Source organism: Streptomyces sp. NPDC005728 (genome assembly GCF_040630895.1).
In the GTDB taxonomy this organism is placed as follows: Bacteria; Actinomycetota; Actinomycetes; order Streptomycetales; family Streptomycetaceae; genus Streptomyces.
This window is the reverse complement of record NZ_JBEXYL010000003.1, coordinates 37,740-55,249: the sequence shown is the minus strand read 5'-3', so window position 1 is coordinate 55,249 and position 17,510 is coordinate 37,740. Positions and strand designations below refer to the sequence as shown.

Annotated in this window: 21 protein-coding genes; 11 read left to right on the top strand and 10 right to left on the bottom strand. The window is 71.4% G+C overall.

What is annotated here, in order from left to right; genetic code table 11:
- Window positions 1-61 precede the first annotated feature (61 nt).
- Window positions 62-763 (bottom strand): maleylpyruvate isomerase family mycothiol-dependent enzyme, encoded by a 702-nt coding sequence (locus ABZ471_RS03445; protein ID WP_359061910.1) that lies wholly within the window; start codon window positions 761-763, stop codon window positions 62-64.
- Between the two features lie 61 nt (window positions 764-824).
- On the opposite strand from ABZ471_RS03445, the gene ABZ471_RS03440 reads away from it, so the two are divergent.
- The 3 genes from ABZ471_RS03440 (at window position 825) to ABZ471_RS03430 (ending at window position 3,409) form a co-directional block, all read left to right on the top strand.
- Complete coding sequence (locus ABZ471_RS03440) at window positions 825-1,469, top strand: hypothetical protein (RefSeq protein WP_359061908.1); 645 nt, start codon at window positions 825-827, stop codon at window positions 1,467-1,469.
- 26 nt (window positions 1,470-1,495) lie between these two features.
- Window positions 1,496-2,596 carry a GNAT family N-acetyltransferase gene (locus ABZ471_RS03435; protein WP_359061906.1) on the top strand — a complete coding sequence of 367 codons (1,101 nt, stop codon included), beginning with the start codon at window positions 1,496-1,498 and terminating at the stop codon, window positions 2,594-2,596.
- 87 nt (window positions 2,597-2,683) lie between these two features.
- Window positions 2,684-3,409, top strand: coding sequence for a hypothetical protein (locus ABZ471_RS03430; RefSeq protein WP_359061904.1), 726 nt, complete (start codon window positions 2,684-2,686; stop codon window positions 3,407-3,409).
- On the opposite strand, the gene ABZ471_RS03425 is transcribed toward ABZ471_RS03430, so the two are convergent.
- Both ABZ471_RS03425 and ABZ471_RS03420 read right to left on the bottom strand, forming a co-directional pair.
- The gene (locus ABZ471_RS03425) at window positions 3,351-3,632 is read right to left on the bottom strand and encodes a DUF4031 domain-containing protein (protein WP_359061902.1); all 282 of its coding nucleotides are present in this window, start codon (window positions 3,630-3,632) and stop codon (window positions 3,351-3,353) included. The two genes, ABZ471_RS03430 and ABZ471_RS03425, sit on opposite strands and share 59 nt — an antisense overlap.
- 7 nt (window positions 3,633-3,639) lie before the next feature.
- A complete protein-coding gene (locus ABZ471_RS03420) occupies window positions 3,640-4,023 on the bottom strand; it encodes a hypothetical protein (protein ID WP_359061900.1) in 384 nt (127 codons plus the stop codon).
- Window positions 4,024-4,078: 55 nt separating this feature from the next.
- Between ABZ471_RS03420 and ABZ471_RS03415 the strand changes: the two genes are divergently transcribed.
- From ABZ471_RS03415 to ABZ471_RS03405, 3 genes are read left to right on the top strand one after another with little or no spacing between them, the layout of a single operon-like run.
- Complete coding sequence (locus tag ABZ471_RS03415) at window positions 4,079-4,984, top strand: MurR/RpiR family transcriptional regulator (RefSeq protein WP_359061898.1); 906 nt, start codon at window positions 4,079-4,081, stop codon at window positions 4,982-4,984.
- 50 nt (window positions 4,985-5,034) lie between these two features.
- A complete protein-coding gene (murQ, locus tag ABZ471_RS03410) occupies window positions 5,035-5,964 on the top strand; it encodes an N-acetylmuramic acid 6-phosphate etherase (protein ID WP_359061896.1) in 930 nt (309 codons plus the stop codon).
- A 16-nt stretch (window positions 5,965-5,980) separates the two neighbouring features.
- Window positions 5,981-7,363 carry a PTS transporter subunit EIIC gene (locus ABZ471_RS03405; protein ID WP_359061894.1) on the top strand — a complete coding sequence of 461 codons (1,383 nt, stop codon included), beginning with the start codon at window positions 5,981-5,983 and terminating at the stop codon, window positions 7,361-7,363.
- Window positions 7,364-7,397: 34 nt separating this feature from the next.
- Here ABZ471_RS03405 and ABZ471_RS03400 read toward each other — a convergent pair whose 3' ends face one another.
- Complete coding sequence (locus ABZ471_RS03400; RefSeq protein ID WP_359061892.1) at window positions 7,398-8,054, bottom strand: class I SAM-dependent methyltransferase; 657 nt, start codon at window positions 8,052-8,054, stop codon at window positions 7,398-7,400.
- Window positions 8,055-8,133: 79 nt separating this feature from the next.
- Here ABZ471_RS03400 and ABZ471_RS03395 point away from each other — a divergent pair, with 79 nt between their 5' ends.
- A complete protein-coding gene (locus ABZ471_RS03395) occupies window positions 8,134-8,706 on the top strand; it encodes a hypothetical protein (RefSeq protein WP_359061890.1) in 573 nt (190 codons plus the stop codon).
- Here the strand turns inward: ABZ471_RS03395 and ABZ471_RS03390 are convergent.
- The 4 genes from ABZ471_RS03390 to ABZ471_RS03375 form a co-directional block, all read right to left on the bottom strand.
- Complete coding sequence (locus ABZ471_RS03390) at window positions 8,703-10,262, bottom strand: carboxylesterase family protein (RefSeq protein ID WP_359061888.1); 1,560 nt, start codon at window positions 10,260-10,262, stop codon at window positions 8,703-8,705. The two genes, ABZ471_RS03395 and ABZ471_RS03390, sit on opposite strands and share 4 nt — an antisense overlap.
- Window positions 10,263-10,338: 76 nt before the next feature.
- Complete coding sequence (locus ABZ471_RS03385; protein WP_359061886.1) at window positions 10,339-11,466, bottom strand: NADH:flavin oxidoreductase; 1,128 nt, start codon at window positions 11,464-11,466, stop codon at window positions 10,339-10,341.
- A gap of 121 nt (window positions 11,467-11,587) precedes the next feature.
- Window positions 11,588-11,794, bottom strand: coding sequence for a hypothetical protein (locus tag ABZ471_RS03380; RefSeq protein WP_359061884.1), 207 nt, complete (start codon window positions 11,792-11,794; stop codon window positions 11,588-11,590).
- On the bottom strand, window positions 11,791-12,024 hold the full coding sequence (locus ABZ471_RS03375) for a hypothetical protein (protein ID WP_359061882.1): 234 nt from the start codon (window positions 12,022-12,024) through the stop codon (window positions 11,791-11,793). Before ABZ471_RS03375 ends, ABZ471_RS03380 begins: the two co-directional genes overlap by 4 nt.
- 116 nt (window positions 12,025-12,140) lie before the next feature.
- Between ABZ471_RS03375 and ABZ471_RS03370 the strand changes: the two genes are divergently transcribed.
- From ABZ471_RS03370 to ABZ471_RS03355, 4 genes are all read left to right on the top strand, one after another.
- Window positions 12,141-12,980: a helix-turn-helix transcriptional regulator gene (locus ABZ471_RS03370; protein WP_359061880.1), complete on the top strand. Its 840-nt coding sequence runs from the start codon at window positions 12,141-12,143 to the stop codon at window positions 12,978-12,980.
- Window positions 12,964-13,179 carry a DUF397 domain-containing protein gene (locus ABZ471_RS03365; protein WP_359061878.1) on the top strand — a complete coding sequence of 72 codons (216 nt, stop codon included), beginning with the start codon at window positions 12,964-12,966 and terminating at the stop codon, window positions 13,177-13,179. The genes ABZ471_RS03370 and ABZ471_RS03365 overlap by 17 nt, the downstream gene beginning before the upstream one ends.
- 262 nt (window positions 13,180-13,441) lie before the next feature.
- The gene (locus ABZ471_RS03360; protein WP_359062271.1) at window positions 13,442-14,260 is read left to right on the top strand and encodes a hypothetical protein; all 819 of its coding nucleotides are present in this window, start codon (window positions 13,442-13,444) and stop codon (window positions 14,258-14,260) included.
- A 59-nt stretch (window positions 14,261-14,319) separates the two neighbouring features.
- Window positions 14,320-14,991 carry a Uma2 family endonuclease gene (locus ABZ471_RS03355; RefSeq protein WP_359061876.1) on the top strand — a complete coding sequence of 224 codons (672 nt, stop codon included), beginning with the start codon at window positions 14,320-14,322 and terminating at the stop codon, window positions 14,989-14,991.
- Between the two features lie 91 nt (window positions 14,992-15,082).
- Here the strand turns inward: ABZ471_RS03355 and groL are convergent, their stop codons facing one another.
- On the bottom strand, window positions 15,083-16,705 hold the full coding sequence (gene groL / locus ABZ471_RS03350) for a chaperonin GroEL (RefSeq protein ID WP_053657970.1): 1,623 nt from the start codon (window positions 16,703-16,705) through the stop codon (window positions 15,083-15,085).
- Between the two features lie 275 nt (window positions 16,706-16,980).
- The gene (locus ABZ471_RS03345; RefSeq protein WP_004929928.1) at window positions 16,981-17,184 is read right to left on the bottom strand and encodes a cold-shock protein; all 204 of its coding nucleotides are present in this window, start codon (window positions 17,182-17,184) and stop codon (window positions 16,981-16,983) included.
- Between the last annotated feature and the right edge of the window lie 326 nt (window positions 17,185-17,510).

Sequence of the window (17,510 nt, the reverse complement as noted above, 5' to 3'; positions counted from 1 at the left end):
CGACTACAGGTCTAGTCCAATTCAAGACTACGCCGGTTTCTGTACCCGCCCGGGCCACCCTTCACCCGAAGATGTTCAGTTCCCCCTCCACCGCGCCGGCCAGCTCATAGGCGGCCCCATCCAGCGGCCGCCCCGCATACAGCCGTACGAGCGTGGCGGCGTCGCCGATGTACCGGGCGGGCGGACCTGCCGCGACCGCGGCCCCCAGCCGCAGCGGCTCGTCCTCCCCCACTGCCCCAAAGGCGTGGGAGGTGCCCCCATCGTCCAGGTCGGCGTGCAGCGGCAGGTGCTTCTTCTCCCGGGTGACGCGGACCAGCAGCGTCAGCGCGTCGGGCAGGCCGGCCCCCGCGTACGCCTCCGGCGCCCCGAGCACCTCCCGCACGTCACCCGCGTGCACCCACTCCCCCAGAGCCACCATGTCGAGCACCCCGCCGGCCTTGGCGATCACCGGCCCCGCCTCGGTCATCCCGCGCTCCAGCTCGTCCACGACCTGCGCGTTCGTCCACCCGGCGCGCTCGGCGATGTCCCGGTCGTTCGACTCGGGCGAGAACACACCCTTCTCGAACCGGCTCTCCACCACCCGCATCAACGCGGCGGAACAGTGCGCCAGCACGTCCCGTACCGTCCACCCCGGACACGCGGCGGTCGGCAGCGCGAAGTCCGCTTCGGCAAGCGAACGCAGCAGCGGTATCAGGGCGTCCCGCTCGACGGCCAGCAGCCGGCCGGGGAGTTCGGGGTCCCGTGCTTCCTGTACGTCAGTCATGGGGCCAAGCTAGGGCAGGCCCTGGGGCGCCGTACGGCCCGCGTCACGGAAGAATGAGCACATGGCCGACCTCGACGCCCTGCGCCTCCGCTTCGCCCGCGCCCTGGAAGGGGCCCGCGCCCCAGGCGGCGGCCCCGACCCCGGCCCCTACGCCGACAACCTCCTCGCCCGCTGGCAGGAGCCGCAGCGCCGGTACCACACGCTGACCCACCTCACCGCGGTCCTCGACCACATCGACGTCCTGGAGAAGTACGCGGCCGACCCGGACGTCGTACGCCTGGCCGCCTGGTTCCACGACGCGGTCTATCTGCCGGACCGCTCCGAGAACGAGGAACGCTCCGCGCACCTCGCCGAGCGGGCCCTGCCGGAGGCCGGGGTGCCGGCTCCGAAGACGGCCGAGGTCGCCCGCCTGGTCCGCCTCACCGTCACGCACGACCCCGCCGACGACGACCGCGACGGCCAGGTCCTGTGCGACGCCGACCTGGCCGTCCTCGCCGCGCCCCCGTCGGTGTACGCGACCTACACCACCGAGATCCGCGAGGAGTACCACTTCGTCCCGAACGACGCCTTCCACACGGGCCGCTCGGCGATCCTGCACCAACTCCTCGGCCTGCCCCGCCTGTTCCGCACTCCGTACGGCCGTGAGCACTGGGAGCCGACCGCGCGCTACAACCTGGCGGCGGAGCTGGAAATGCTGTCGCCCTGAAGGGGCCACCGCCCTAGGGTTCGCCCATGCGAGCGATGAGCGGGGACGATGTGACGGCGGCCGTCGAGGGCTGTGTGGCGGCGCTGGGAACGGCGGTGGACCGGGACTGGAAGGGTGTCGGGGCCGGTCGGCTGGAGTGGAGTTGCCGGCAGACGGCCGAACACATCGCGAACGCCCTGTTCGGGTACGCGAGCCGCCTGGTCACAGGCGCCCAGGACTACCTTCCCTGCGTCCTCGCCTTCGACGACCACGCACGCAACACCGGTCTGCTGGAGGCGATCCGGTCGACCGGCGGCCTGCTCGCCGTCACCGTCCGCACCACCCCGCGCGGCACACGCGCCGTCCACCGGCAGCCCTTCGGCAGTGCCGACCGCGAGGGCTTCGCCGCGATGGGCGTGACCGAGGTGCTGCTGCACACCCATGACATCGCCCAGGGCCTCGGCATCGCCTACGCACCGTCGGAGGACCTCGCCGAGTCCGCCCTGACCTGGCTCTTCCCACACGTCCAGCCCGGCCCCGCGCCCTGGCCGACCCTGCTGTGGGCGACCGGCCGCGGCGACCTGCCCGGCCGTGCCCCGGTCACCGACTGGCGCTGGCGCAACAACCTCGTCATCCCCGCCGAGCGCCTCACCCTGGCCGGGGTCCGCCCGGCCGCCGCCCGCGACCTCAGCCTCGGCGGCGACGGCGGTTTCGAGTGGCTGGAGGGCGGGCCGTTCGAAGGCACCCGAGTGGCATCCTCCTCCCTGGTGAAGGCGTACGAAGCGGGCGTGCACCGGCCCGAGTTCGGCGTCTTCGCCCTCGTCCGGCACGAGGACGGCCGCGCCGTCGGCGGCATGGGCTTCCACGGTGTCCCGGACGAGGAAGGCCGGGTCGAGGTCGGCTACGACCTCGTCGAGGGCGCCCGCGGCCAGGGCTACGCGACCGAGGCCCTGCGCACGCTGACGGAGTGGGCCCTGGCCCGCGACGACGTCGACACGGTGTTCGCGACCATCGAGGGCGACAACCTCCCCTCGCAGCGCGTGGTGGCCCGGGCGGGGTTCACCCGGGCCACCGTGGAGGAGGAGCAGACGGCGCGGGACGAACACGGCATGGAGAGCGGGCTCCAGCTCCACATTCGCCGGAGCTGAGCCGGGCCCGGCCACCAAGGGCCCCAACGGCCACTCCTCTCGTTCAAGCACGAGCTTCGCGTGGACCGGAAGGTTCCGCTGCGCTTCGTGACCGCAGCGTCCCGCCACCTCAACCACCCGGCGCGCGCCGTCGCCGACCGGCTCCGGCAGCTCGGCTACCCGGTGGCCGACGTTCCCGAGGACGAACATCTGCCCTCGCAGGAAGAGATCGTCTTCCTCGGTACCGACTCCGGGATCGCAGATCTGGACCGCCCGGTTCCCCTCGCCCGTGTCGCACGGGCCGCAAATGCGGCCCGTATCTCCCTCGCCGAGGCAGCCGACCGGATGGCCCGCCTGGGACACCGCTTCACCTTCGCGCCCGAGGCCGTCGCGTCCCTGAGGGTCCAGGACGCCAGGTGTCTCTACTTCTCGGGGGGTTCGGTGCCGGAGACGTTCGGCCGTGTCCGTCCCGACACCGTCCGCGCCGTCGCCCACCACACCGGCCGCGAGTACGACGAGATCGCCGACTCCCTCGCCGGTCTGGGCTTCGACGTCGTACTTCCCACGGAGGAGTGGACCAGGCAACGCAGCCTGGAGGACTCGCTGTTCGAAGCGCTCAGCACCCCCGACCAGCACCCCATCCCCTTCGGCCGCGACAGCCGCACCATCTCGCTCGTCACCCTGGCCATGGCAGCCATGCGGGCCGGCTCCTCACTGCGCGCCGCGGCCTCGATGGCCACGGAACTCGGGATGCGCCACGAGGCGGAGACCTGGTTCAGTGAGCCGCCGGGGGAGCCGGCCGCCCCTTGGGCCGCCGCAGTCCCGCCTGGGTGAGCCTGCGGACCAGTTCCTTGGAGCCGATCTCCACCGCCCCGGCCGCCACCGCGTCCGCGTACCGGTGGGACGGGACGTCGTAGTGGTCGCGCTCGAAGGCGCGGAGGGGCATCCCCAACTCCGCTGCGAACAGGTGCAGTTCGTCGTACGAGACGTCGCTGACCAGGTGCGACCACATGCGTCCGTGGCCGGGCCAGGACGGCGGGTCGATGTACACCGTCACGGGAGCCTCACGAGGACTGCATCCCGCCCGCGGCCCGGCCCAGCGAGCCCACCGCGGCCACCTTCACGCCCGCCTTGTGGCACACCCAGTGCGGGTCGGGTCCCAGTTCCGGCTCCACGTCCAGCGCATGCGGGTCGCCCGAGGGGCACACCGGGCACAGCGGCCAGCGGCCGTACCGCTCCAGCAGCGCGTCCTGTACGTCCTGCGCGACCAGCCCGGCCACGTAGTCGACGCCGTCCGGCCACTGCTCGACCCACCAGCGCCGCTGTGCGACGGAGTCCTCGACCATCGAGACCACGTCGGCCTCGGCGACCTGGCCCGCGACGAGATCGGCGAGCACCAGCGCGCGGGCGGCGTGCAGCGCCTGCTCAAGCGGGGTTGGGGACTCCATGGTCCCATTGTGCGCACTCTTGACCGCGAGACCGAAACGAAAATATCTTTCATTGGTGACCCAGGACGTGAAGGAAATTTTCGGCAGTCCGGGCGGCTCTCTCGCCGCCAAGGTACGTACCCTCGGCCCTTCCATGACGCGGTCCATGCATCGCGTCGCCGAGGCGGTCGCGGGCGACCCGGCCGGCTGCGCCGCCCTCACGGTCACCGGCCTGGCCGAACTGACCGGCACCAGCGAGGCGACGGTCGTACGCACCGCCCGTCTGCTCGGCTACCCCGGGTACCGCGACCTGCGCCTCGCCCTCGCCGGGCTGGCCGCGCAGCAGCAGTCGGGCCGAGCACCCGCGATCACGACGGACATCGCGGTGGACGACCCCATCGCCGACGTCGTGACCAAGCTCGCCTACGAAGAACAGCAGACCCTCGCCGACACGGCCGCCGGACTCGACACCGCGCAGCTGGGCGCGGCCGTCACCGCGCTCGCCGGTGCCCGCCGTACCGACGTGTACGGCATAGGGGCGTCCGGACTGGTCGCCCAGGACCTCATGCAGAAACTGCTGCGGATCGGGCTCATAGCCCACGCGCACAGCGATCCGCATCTCGCGGTGACCAACGCGGTGCAGCTGCGGTCGGGCGATGTGGCGATCGCGATCACGCACTCCGGCTCGACGGGGGACGTCATCGAGCCGCTGCGGGTCGCGTTCGAGCACGGCGCGACGACGGTGGCCATCACCGGGCGGCCCGACTCACCGGTGACGCAGTACGCCGACCATGTGCTGACGACGTCCACGTCCCGGGAGACCGAGCTGCGACCCGCCGCGATGTCATCCCGGACCAGTCAGCTGTTGGTGGTGGACTGTCTGTTCGTGGGTGTGGCGCAACGGACTTACGACAGTGCGGCACCTGCGTTGGCGGCGTCGTACGAAGCGTTGGCTCATCGGCACCGTAGTTCGCCTCGATAGAACGTACCTAGGGAACTGACCAGCCCTGAACTGGAGAAGAGCCGCCCCCCATGACCTCCACCCCCCATCGGCTCCAAGCCGAACTCGCCTCCCTGACCACCGAAGCCTTCCGGCCGGAACTCTCCGAGATCGATCAGCTGCCCACCCTCGACATCGCCCGCCTCATGAACGGTGAGGACGCGGGGGTACCCGCTGCCGTCTCCGCCCGGCTGCCGGAGATCGCCGCCGCCATCGACGCCGTCGCCGCGCGCATGGCCCGCGGTGGACGGCTGATCTACGCCGGTGCCGGTACCGCCGGCCGGCTCGGCGTGCTCGACGCCTCCGAGTGTCCGCCCACCTTCAACACCGACCCGGCCCAGGTGGTCGGGTTGATCGCGGGAGGGCCCGAGGCCATGGTCACCTCGGTCGAGGGGGCGGAGGACTCCAAGGAGCTGGCCCGCGGGGACCTGGACGCGCTGAAGATCGGCGCGGACGACACCGTCGTCGGCATCTCCGCCTCCGGCCGCACCCCGTACGCCATCGGCGCCGTCGAGCACGCCCGTTCGCTGGGCGCCCTGACCATCGGCCTGGCCTGCAACGAGCACAGCGCACTCGCGGCCGCCGCCGAGCACGGCATCGAGGTCGTCGTCGGCCCCGAGCTGATCACCGGCTCGACGCGGCTGAAGGCGGGCACGGCGCAGAAGCTGGTGCTCAACATGCTGTCGACGATCACGATGATCCGGCTCGGCAAGACCTACGGGAACCTGATGGTCGACGTCCGCGCCTCCAACGACAAGCTGCGGGCCCGCTCCCGCCGGATCGTCGCGCTGGCCACGGGGGCCTCCGACGAGGAGATCGAGCGGGCGCTCACCGAGTCGGACGGCGAGGTGAAGAACGCCGTCCTGGCCGTCCTCGCCGGTGTCGACGGCCCGACGGCCGCCCGCCTTCTGGAGGAGTCCGGCGGTCATCTGCGTGCCGCGCTGGCGATCGCGGGCACCTGACCCGCACGCTCGGGTGGTGCGCAACGACCCCGCCTCCACCGCAGCCGCCGTCCTCGCCCGGGTCGGCGGCCCCGCGAACATCACCTCCGTGGCCCACTGCATGACCCGGCTCCGACTGGGTGTCGCGGATCCCGCGGCGGTGGACGAGGAGGGGCTGCGCGGGCTGCCCGGAGTGCTGGGGGTGGTGGCGGACGGGGAGTCGTCGTTGCAGGTCGTGCTGGGGCCGGGGGTGGTCGGCGCGGTCACGGCAGCGGTGCAGGCCCAGGTCGGCGAGCCACCGGCCGCCACCGGCGCCCGCCTGCAGGAGCAGCTCCGGCAGCGCAACACCACCCCCTTCAAGACCGCGCTCCGCCGGATCGCCGCCGTCTTCGTGCCGCTCATCCCCGCCCTGATCGGCTGCGGCATCCTCGCCGGGATCAACGGGCTGCTGGTGAACGCCGGATGGCTGCCCGCTCTGACGCCTGCCCTGGCCGCCGTCGCCTCCGCGTTCATGGCGCTGATCGCGGTGTTCGTCGGGTACAACACGGCGAAGGAGTTCGGCGGCACGCCGGTGCTGGGCGGGGCGGTGGCGGCCGTGGTCGTGTACCCGGGTGTGGCGAAGGTGACGGCGTTCGGGGTGCAGCTGGCCCCCGGCCAGGGCGGCGTGCTCGGCGCGCTCGCGGCGGCGCTGCTGGCGACACGGGTGGAGAGGTGGTGCCGGGGCCGGGTGCCGGGCGCGCTGGACGTGCTCCTCACCCCGACCGTCACCGTCCTCGTCTCCGGCCTGGTCACGCTGTACGGCCTGATGTACGCGGCCGGTGTGGTCGCCTCGGCGATCGGCACGGCGGCGAACTGGCTGCTGGCCACGACCGGGGCCGTGGCCGGACTGGTCCTCGGCGGCCTGTTCCTGCCCCTGGTCATGCTGGGCCTGCACCAGGCCCTGATCCCCATCCACACCACGCTCATCGAGCAGCAGGGCTACACGGTCCTGCTCCCCCTGCTGGCCATGGCGGGCGCGGGCCAGGTGGGCGCGGCGCTGGCGGTGTACGTCCGGCTGCGCCACGACACCTCCCTGCGTACGACGATCAGGTCGGCGCTCCCGGCGGGGCTGCTGGGCGTGGGCGAGCCGCTGATCTACGGGGTGTCCCTGCCGCTCGGCCGGCCGTTCGTGACGGCGTGTGCGGGCGGGGCGGCCGGCGGGGCCTTCGTCGGGTTCTTCGCGATGCTCGGGGACAAGGTCGGGGCGACGGCCATCGGCCCGTCGGGCTGGGCGCTGTTCCCGCTGCTGGCGGGGAACAGAAGCGCGGGGGTGACGGCGGCCGTCTACGGCGGCGGCCTGCTCACCGGTTACGCGGTGGGGTTCGCGGCGACGTACCTCTTCGGCTTCCCCCGCCGCGCCCGTGCGGCCGCACCGGCGTGACGCACCGTCGGCAGGAGTCTCGGCGCGGCGGGAATCAGCCGCGCCACACCAGCGTGTAGCGCCAGAAGAGCCGACGCCGCAGCCGGGCACCGGGAAGGATCCGGCGGGCCTCGCGGGAGATCTCGGCGAAGGACATCTCCGGGTCACGGACGCGGGCGGTCATGGAGACCGGACGGGTCCCCGGCCCGCCTCGGTTCCTGGCCCATCCGACGGCCGCGTTGAGAGGTACGGCGAGCAGCCCGAGAGCGTGATCCCCGAGGCTCGCGGCGCGCGCACACCCGACGACGACCAGGGTGCCGCCCGGGGCCAGCTCCGCGCGGAAACGGGCGAGCGTGTCGGCGAAGCGGAGGTGGTGGAGGACGGCGACGCAGGTGATGACGTCGTAGGGGCCGGCGGGAAGCGCGTGCGGCGCTTCGGCGACGGCGTAGGTGACGGGGGCGCGGGACCCGGTCGACTCCCTTGCCCGTCCGACGATTCCCGCGTCCGAGTCCATCCCCTGGACCGCGTCGGCCCGCGTGGCCAGCAGCCGCACCAGATCGCCGCTCCCGCATCCCACGTCCAGCGCCCTTCCGAATCGGCGGGGCAACTGCCGTAGCAGCCAGGGGTGGTAGTGGGCGTTGTGATCCCACGGGTGCGCCGCGTTGAAGCGGTTCAGAGCCTCGAGGAGGCGGTCCGCGAAGGTCCTGGTCACGGCCCCAGTCCATCACGACCATGGCCGGCCGGCGGTACGGCGGCCGAGCCCGGAAGGCAGAGGTGCGAAGCTGGTAGGCATGAATCACGCCCAGCTCACCGCCCTCGGTCGGGCGCTCCGGCTGCTCGGGGAGCACGGGGACGCTCTCACGGCCGACACCCCGGACGCCCGGCTGCACGAGATCAAGGCCGATCTGCGGCGCGCTCTCGACCTGCTGGACGAGAGCGTCGCGGCCGGGGCGCCCACGACCCGGTGCCCGGAGCACCCGCACGGGCCCGTGGACGAGGCCGCCCCCGATCTGTGTCTGCTCTGCGAGACCCGGCGCCGGGCCGCCCGGCGGTCGGAGTTCCAGGGCAGCAGGCCGCACGCGGCCGAGCCGGTCGCCGCCGCCCCCTCACGTTACGGCGTGCGTGCCGACCGCCCCCAGCCCCAGCAGCGCTGGCTGCCGGAGGCGTGGAACGGGCGCGAGTGGCAGCTGTGCGGGACGCCCCGGCGGGACCGGCGCGAGGCCGAGGCGTATCTGGCCGCCCAGCGACACGGGTCCCGGCCCGCCATGGCCTACCGGCTCGTGCACGAGTTCACCGACTACGAGGTGCTGCGGATCTGGGGAACCCCGGTGCAGGTCGACATCGAGCCCCTGGGCAACCTCTAGGGCTTGTCGAGCAGCGGCAGGGCCGGGAAGTCGTACCCCTCCCACAGGCGTCTGCTGCGCTCCTCCGGATAGGCCGTGACCTGCGGTTCCGCGTCCAGGATCTGTACCGGGCGCGCCTCGGTGCCGTACACCGGCCAGCCCGGGTCTCCCGTCCGGGCGAACGACGTCCAGGAGCGCCGGAAGAAGGCTGACAGCTCCTCCGCCTCGGCCGGGACGTCCGTCCCCGCGAAGAACAGGTTCCCGAGGTCGGCGCGGAACGTGCCGAAGAGCAGGGGGATGTCCAGGCCGTGGCAGGCGCCCAGGGCTCCGCCGCCGGCCGGTGCCGCCCAGGTCAGTTCGTAGACGTGGGCCCTGCCGCCGCCCGCCAGCTGGGCCTCGGCGAGATGCAGCGTCGGCATCGCGAACAGCCAGTCCGTCTGGACCCGTTCGAACAGCTCGGACGGGGAGGCGTCCGGGAAGGCCGCCCGGTAGGCCCGCTCGCCCGCCTCGCCGCCCGGGGCCAGCAGCCGCAGGGCCCCCGCCACCCGGTCCGCCGTGATCTTGCCGAGCATGCCGCCCATGGCCAGGAACAGCCGGAACTCGTCGCGGTTGTGGCCGACCAGGAGGTCCACCTCCCGGGCCTCGCCCGCCGCCAGGGCCTGCCAGGGGGTGGTGGGCAGTACGTCGCCGTCGACGACCGGGGAGAAGGGGGTGACCGTCGGTGCCGCCTGGCCCCATCGGTCCGCGTACTGGAGCATCTTGGCGCTCAACGCCTGCCCGGCGTCCGTCAGTTGACGCGGGTCGACGGTGGCCAGGTCCGCGGCCGTGGGCTTTCGGCCCGCCTCCGCCGCCAGCGCAGCGGCCATGTCACGTGCCAGCTCGTCGGAGAAGAAGGTACCCGGCACGCTCTGCGCCACCGCCCGCCGGAACAGGCCGCGGGCCCTCGGCATCGCCAGCAGCGAGGCCACCGAGCCCGCTCCGGCCGACTCACCGAAGACGGTGACCTGGTCGGGGTCGCCGCCGAACCCCGCGATGTTCGCCCGCACCCACTCCAGAGCGGCCACCTGGTCCAGCAGGCCCCGGTTCGCCGGTGCGCCGTCCAGGCGGGCGAATCCCTCGGTGCCCACCCGGTAGTTGAAGGTGACCACGACGAGGTCGCCGTCCCGGGCGATGTGCTGGGCGTCGTACCCCGGCTGGCCCGCGTGGCCGAGTTTGTACGCGCCGCCGTAGATCCACACCATGACCGGGCGGGCCGCCGCGGGGTCGGGCTCGGGCGTCCACACGTTCACGGTCAGCCAGTCGTCACCGGTGGGGCCGGGCACCACGCCCGTGCGGCCCTGGATGCCCGCCTCCTGCGGGGGTGGCGGCCCGAAGGCGTACGCCTCCCGGGTGCCGTCCCAGGGCCGGGCCGGGCGCGGGGCCTGGAACCGGGCCTCGCCGACCGGGGGTTCGGCGAAGGGGATGCCCCGGAAGACCGCCAGACCGTCCTCGTGGCGGCCGCGCACCGCGCCGGAGGCGGTGCGCACCACGGGTCCGGCGGTCTCCGTCGCCCGGACCCGGGACTCGCTCGTCGTCATGCTCGCTCCTCACTGGTCATCAGGGGAACGGACGGGAACGATCACGAGTGCCCGGCGGCCGGGAAAAGGGAACGGCTCAGCTGAGGGTCTTCAGCGCGGCCGCGTCGTACGGCTTCAGCTCGTCGAAGCGGTCGCCGAGCACCTTCGCCGCCCACTCCGGGTCCTGGAGCAGCGCGCGGCCGACGGCGACCATGTCGAACTCCTCGGCCTCCAGGCGGTCCAGCAGGTTGTCGATGCCCTTGACCGGGGAGCCCTCGCCCTGGAAGGCGCCGATGAAGTCGCCGTCGAGGCCGACCGAGCCGACGCTGATGACCGGCTTTCCGGTGAGCTTCTTCGTCCAGCCCGCGAGGTTCAGGTCGGAGCCCTCGAACTCGGGCAGCCAGTAGCGGCGCGTGGAGGCGTGGAAGGCGTCGACGCCGGCGGCGGCCAGCGGGGCGAGGATCGCCTCCAGCTCCTCGGGGGTCTCGGCGAGGCGGGCGGAGTAGTCCTGCTGCTTCCACTGCGAGTAGCGGAAGAGGACCGGGAAGTCGGGGGAAACGCGCTCGCGGACGGCCGCGACGATCTCCGCCGAGAACTTGGTGCGGGCCACCGGGTCGCCGCCGTACGCGTCCGCGCGGCGGTTGGTGCCCGCCCACAGGAACTGGTCGAGCAGGTAGCCGTGGGCGCCGTGCAGCTCGACACCGTCGAAGCCGATGCGCTCGGCGTCGGCCGCGGCCTGCGCGAACGCCTCGATGACGTCGTCCAGGTCCTGCTGGGTCATGGCCTTGCCGGTGGGCTCGGCGCCGTCGGTGACCAGGCCGGACGGGCCGACCGCGGGAGCGTCCGCGAACGGCGGCTCGCCCTGCTTGCGGACCATGCCGATGTGCCACAGCTGGGGCACGATCGTGCCGCCCGCCTCGTGCACCGCCGCAGCGACCTTCGCCCAGCCCGCCAGCTGATCCTCGCCGTGGAACCGGGGCACCCGGTCGCTCTGCCCGGCCGAGTCGTGCCCGACGTACGTCCCCTCGGTGACGATGAGGCCGACACCGGCGGCGGCGCGGCGCGCGTAGTACGACAGCACGTCCTCGCCCGGGATGCCGCCCGGGGAGAACATCCGGGTCATCGGCGCCATCGCGATCCGGTTGGGCACGGTGAGCCCGTTGAGTGCGATCGGGCGGGAGAGGATCTGGGCCGCGCGGGAGGCGGGAGGCGTCGTGACGGTCACGTGGGGGCTCCTGGTGGGTGACTCGGTTGACCGGCTGGTATGTGCACGCGCATTGTTGCACCTCCTCAAGGAACTGCCCAGCCGGTCCCGATATTCCGTGACCCCGGACACAGCCCTGGCCTCACCTGATGAGGGAATCCCGGTTCAGCCGCCGCACCCGCTCCCGCAGCACGGCGTCCGATGCGGCCTCCTCCAGCCCGTCGGGCGGGCAGTCCCACTCCCGCCCGCCGCCGACGGGCCGCAGCTGCACGCAGCCGCCGACCCGCCCCATGACCTCGCCGATCCGCCCGTCCCGCAGATCCACGGCGTAGACGGGAGTACGGCTCACGCGTCAGCACCCCCGGCCCGGAGAGCGGCTGCCAGGCGCGAGGCGACGCCCAGGTTGCAGCGGCCCAGGCAGACCAGCGCGTACGGGTGGCCGTGCGCGCCGGACACCGGGTCGACCCGCAGCGAGGGCAGGATGATCCCCACGCCGTGCAGGGCCGCGCGCAGCCGCTCGACAGCCTCGTCCGCCGACCGGGCGGGCCGCTCGTCCGCGGTCGTTTCCTTCATTTCCATTGCGCCATTTCCTCCACGGTGAGTGTTCGCGTTCACCACACAGCGTGGCCACCACGCCTCTAACCTGGCCAGACACGGCGCCCCAACAACCTCGTCTGTCGGACCGGGAGAGGCACATGGCAGGACCGAAGGATCTGGACCCGTCGTCGTCACCGCGCGCCCTACTGGGAGCGGAACTCCGGCACGCACGCGAGAAGGCCGGCCTGAGCCAGGAAGAACTGGGCCAACGGCTGTTCGTGAGCGGTTCGTTCATCGGGCAGCTGGAGGCGGGGACTCGGCGGATGCAGCAGGAGTTCGCGCGGATGCTGGATGAGGTCCTGGAGACGGGGGGCTTCTTCACGCGGAACTGCAAGGCGGCGGCAAAGTCGAAGTATCCGGTGCCCTACGAGGTGGTGTCGGAGTCGGAGGCTCCAGCCACTGCGATCAGGCAATACGCCCCGCTCCTGATCCCCGGGCTACTGCAGACAGCCGCGTACGCACGGGCCGTGAACCGCGCGTACGACCCGACGACGCCGGAGGAGACTATCGATGAGTGGGTGACCGGCCGGATGGAGCGAACCCGCCTGCTCGACCACCCAACAAAGCCGCTGTTGTGGACCGTGCTTGACGAGGCGGCCTTGCGCCGGCTGACCGGTGGCCGGGCGGTGATGGCGGAAGCCCTGCGCCACATCGTCGGCCTGGCCCGCCGGAACCGGGTCATCGTGCAGGTGCAGCCGCTCAGCGCGGGCGCGCACTCGGCGATGCAGGGTTGCCTCAAGCTAATGGAGTACGAGGACGCCCCTCCGCAGGTGCATTTCGAGGGGGTGCACAGTTGGCGACTGGAGGACGACCCTGCCACCGTCGCCCAGGTGAGGTTCACCTTCGACCTCCTCGTGGCCTCTGCACTCTCACAAGAGAAGTCCCTGGCCCTGATAGAGGCGTTGGCGGAGGATTACGCCCATGAGGAACATCCCTGACTGCGACCTGAACACGGCCGTTTGGCACAAGTCGAGCTACAGCGGGGGCGGCGGTGGCAACGACTGCCTGGAAGTCGCCGGCGGCCACCCCACCCTCGTCCCCGTCCGCGACTCCAAGGCCCCCCACGGCCCGAAGCTCGTGTTCCGGGCGGAGGCCTGGTCGGCGTTCGTCGGAAACCTCAGAAGCCTCGGCGCTTGAGCCTCGGGCACCGAGCCCCGAGCCCTCTTTGCATGGAATGGGTGGAGGGTTCAACCCACCCTCCCACCCCGCGAGTTGACTTGCCGCGACCGACTTGCGACAGACAGTCACGGACCTCTAACGTCCCGCATAACGAACAGCCCCCGCCAGGTGCGCCAACACCTGCGGGGGCTTGACCAACGAGACCGGACGAGGACCCGATCCCGTGGCTGAAGCCAACTTTAGTGCTGCCCCCCTGCCCGCGCACGCGACCCCGCACCCGATGGCCAATCCGGGTTACGGCAAGCGCTCCGCACCGGACCAACTCCCCCGTACCAACCACGACTTCGCGCACTTACCCGCCCGCGAAGCCGCCATCGCCGCGTACCTCGACCGCCTCCCCGACGGCGCCGACATCTCCGTGAAGACGCTGGCCAAACAGCTCCCGTACGGTCAGTGCGCACTCCGCACAGCCCTCAACCGCCTCCAGGCAGCCGGGCACTTACGGCGAGGTAGGGAGCGGCTGGAGACGGAAGGCGGCGGCTCGCGCTGGATCACCCGATCGTGGTGGACCCGTACCGCGCGTGACGACACCTGGTGGGCAGCCTTCACGCGCGGCGACGTACCGGAGGACCCACCCGAACGGCCCCGCCCCACCCGCTCCCGCGCCCACATCCTCCTCGCCGCCCTGGGTCGTACGGCCCCGGTGCTGTCCCTCTCCGCCGCCGACTGCGCCGCGCTCGCCCCGCTGGCGGAGGAGTGGTTCGCACGCGGGGCCACCGAGAAGACCCTCCTGGCCGCGCTGACCGCAGGCCTGCCCACGCCCGTCCATAGTCCGGCGGCCCTGCTCCGCCGACGCCTGACCGACAAACTCCCGCCGGAACCACCCGCCCCGTGCCCGCCCCGCCGGGTCCTGGAGTGCGCGGAGTGCGGAGTACCGGGGCGCCCGGAAGCACTGCCGGGGGGCTTGTGCGGCGGCTGCCGGGGCGAACGCGCTCCCGCGCACCCCCGCACGCCTCTGCCCGCTCCCGCAGTCCATGCCCGCGTGGGCGAGATCCGGGCTGCGATGTCCCTACGACGACGAGAGAGGACACCCGCATGACCGCTCCTACGGTCCGACGACACCATCCCGGGGCACGATGGGGGAGAGGAGGCGAAGCCATGACCCCCAGCACCGCTGAACGCCCGCAGATGTCCGCCGAGGACTTCGAGGAACTCGCCGGCGCGGCCCCGGAGAACGTGCACCTCGAATTCGTCGACGGGCGGGTCCGCACCAAGGACCCGCTCAGCGTCGAAGACTTCGAGGAGCTGGAGCGCCGGGCGCCGGAGACCGTCCGCCTCGAGTACATCAACGGAAAACTAGAGGTCAAGGCGATGCCGGACGGCAACCACCGGGAGATCCTGGTCTGGCTGCAGGAGCAATGCATGCAGCACCGCCCTGAGCTCCGTGTCTACGGCGAGTCTGGTGTGAGGACCGAGGCGTATCGCAAGGGCCGCGCCCGCACGGATGCGGCCGTCGCTCCCAAGGGCCACTTCACGGGACACGGCGAGTGGTCGGGCTCCGACGGCATTTTCATGGCCGTAGAGATCACCTCCCACGACAGGGACACGCACCAACGTGACCGCGTCGACAAGCCCGTCGGCTATGCGGCGGTCGGCATCCCCGTCTATCTCCTCATCGACCGCGACAACAGCACAGTCGTCGTGTACAGCGAGCCGAAGAACGGCCGCTATCAGCGGTCCCCGTCCTACCCCTGGGGAGCCACCGTCGTGCTCCCCTCCCCCGTCGACGTCATCCTCGACACACAGGAACTCAAGGACTACGCCGACTGAGCCTCACGAAGCGCCCGAGGGCGGCACCCCCAGCCAGAAGCTGGAAGCACCGCCCTCGGTCCGAAGGACAGGCGATCAACCGTCAGGTCGATCAGAAGTCCATGTCACCGCCCGGCATGCCGCCCGGAGCGGCCGCGGCGGCCTTCTCCGGCTTGTCGGCGATGACGGCCTCGGTGGTGAGGAACAGCGCGGCGATGGAGGCGGCGTTCTGCAGGGCAGAGCGCGTCACCTTCGCCGGGTCGATGATGCCCTCGGCGATCATGTCGACGTACTCGCCGGTGGCGGCGTTCAGACCGTGGCCGACGGCCAGGTTGCGCACCTTCTCCACGACGACGCCACCCTCGAGACCACCGTTGACGGCGATCTGCTTCAGCGGGGCCTCGAGCGCGAGCTTCACGGCGTTGGCGCCGGTCGCCTCGTCACCCTCCAGGTCCAGCTTCTCGAAGACCGAGGAGGCCTGCAGCAGGGCCACGCCACCACCGGCGACGATGCCCTCCTCGACGGCGGCCTTCGCGTTGCGGACGGCGTCCTCGATGCGGTGCTTGCGCTCCTTGAGCTCCACCTCGGTGGCGGCACCGGCCTTGATGACCGCGACACCGCCGGCGAGCTTCGCCAGGCGCTCCTGCAGCTTCTCGCGGTCGTAGTCCGAGTCGCTGTTCTCGATCTCGGCGCGGATCTGGTTGACCCGGCCGCCCACCTGCTCCGAGGAGCCGGCGCCGTCGACGATGGTGGTCTCGTCCTTGGTGATGACGACCTTGCGGGCGCGGCCCAGGAGGTCCAGGGTCGCGTTCTCCAGCTTGAGGCCGACCTCCTCGGAGATGACCTCGCCGCCCGTGAGGATGGCGATGTCGCCGAGCATGGCCTTGCGGCGGTCACCGAAGCCCGGGGCCTTGACGGCGACGGACTTGAAGGTGCCGCGGATCTTGTTGACGACCAGGGTCGACAGGGCCTCGCCCTCGACGTCCTCGGCGATGATCAGCAGCGGCTTGCCCGACTGCATGACCTTCTCCAGCAGCGGGAGCAGGTCCTTGACCGAGCCGATCTTGGAGTTGGCGATGAGGATGTACGGGTCCTCGAGGGACGCCTCCATCCGCTCCATGTCGGTGGCGAAGTAGGCGGAGATGTAACCCTTGTCGAAGCGCATGCCCTCGGTGAGCTCGAGCTCCAGACCGAAGGTGTTGCTCTCCTCGACGGTGATGACGCCTTCCTTGCCGACCTTGTCCATGGCCTCGGCGATCAGCTCGCCGATCTGGGTGTCGGCGGCGGAGATGGACGCCGTGGAGGCGATCTGCTCCTTGGTCTCGACGTCCTTCGCCTGCTCCAGCAGGGCGGCGGAGACGGCCTCGACGGCCTTCTCGATACCGCGCTTCAGGGCCATCGGGTTGGCACCGGCGGCGACGTTGCGCAGGCCTTCCTTGACGAGGGCCTGGGCGAGCACGGTCGCGGTGGTCGTACCGTCACCGGCGACGTCGTCCGTCTTCTTGGCGACTTCCTTGACCAGCTCGGCGCCGATCTTCTCGTACGGGTCCTCGAGCTCGATCTCCTTGGCGATGGAGACACCGTCGTTGGTGATCGTGGGGGCGCCCCACTTCTTCTCGAGGACGACGTTGCGGCCCTTGGGGCCGAGCGTCACCTTCACGGCGTCCGCGAGCTGGTTCATGCCGCGCTCGAGGCCGCGCCGCGCCTCCTCGTCGAACGCGATGATCTTGGCCATGTGAAGTGGTCCCTCCAGGACTGGGGGTGATTCCTTCGGACCGCGCCCGCGCCCGCGACGGACGGCTCGCCGACCTGTGGTTCCTTGCCCCACCTGGCCTGCGGGCCTCACCGACCCGGTCCTTCTTTGTCACTCTCACCTTCAGAGTGCTAACGCCAATGATTAGCACTCGGCATGGTCGAGTGCAAGCGCCTTCGAGGAACAGCCTGGGGCGAACGGGACGAAGGGCCCACGCCCCGGTGACGGGGTGCGGGCCCTTCGGCAACAAGAAACGTTCAGGCGCTGAGGCGAACCATGTCGGCCTGCGGGCCCTTCTGGCCCTGCGAGATCTCGAACTCCACCCGCTGGCCCTCTTCCAGGGTGCGGTAGCCGTCCATCTGAATGGCGCTGTAGTGGACGAAGACGTCCGCACCACCGTCGACCGCGATGAAGCCGTACCCCTTCTCCGCGTTGAACCACTTGACGGTGCCCTGAGCCATGCCTAACTCCCCTATTACTGGCCCTTGCACAGATCCACACTTCGCGGACCCGGGTCAGACCTCACCCCCCATTGGTCGGGGGCGTGCGCCGGAACGCGTCGACCGCGGCTGAATGTATCTGTCCAACTGCCGTCTGCAACAGGTCAATCGGACGAGAATTCTGGACGAGCCCGGTCCGGAATCTGCCGAGAATTCGTGCGAATTCAGGGCAAGTCGGGCTACACAAAAGGCGCAAAAGCCGCATACAACCCGTGCACTTTGGCTACTTCTTATCGGGCGTACGACATGATTCCGAGGTCTACGACCCGCAGACCCGGAACGCGTTC